This is a genomic window from Acinetobacter sp. ME22 (assembly GCF_022012315.1).
GTDB classification, from domain to species: Bacteria; Pseudomonadota; Gammaproteobacteria; order Pseudomonadales; family Moraxellaceae; genus Acinetobacter; species Acinetobacter brisouii_A.
On sequence record NZ_JAKLTL010000051.1, the window covers coordinates 1 to 364 of the forward strand.

A 364-nucleotide genomic window follows, 5' to 3' on the forward strand; every position below is an offset into this window, starting at 1 on the left:
TATCAACCTGATTTTAAGGGATAGTGGTGCATTCCCTGCGCCAATCTCAACGGCATCATCGGGAGATACACCACTGACTGGAAATATGGAACACATCTGTTTAATGCGAAAAGAGGGCGTGTTTTATATATTCTCAGGTGGGCGACTCTTTGGGTCGAGTGCAGCCTATACCGCGTTCAGCCTGACAGGAACAATGCTGTATTTGGGTGCAGGTTCAAACATTGGTGATGGAACAGCAGGCTATTGGGATTCGTGGCGTTTGACCCGTCATGCCCGTTATGACATTGCAGGCTTTACACCACCTACACGTAAATTTATCGCGGCTTAATTCATACAAATAAATGATGACCACCAATAACGGTGG

At 46.4% G+C, this 364-nt stretch carries 1 pseudogene; it reads left to right on the forward strand.

Annotation, left to right across the window (positions count from 1 at the left end):
- Positions 1-328: pseudogene (locus tag LVY74_RS17645) on the forward strand (LamG-like jellyroll fold domain-containing protein); the annotation flags it as partial.
- Positions 329-364: the final 36 nt, after the last annotated feature.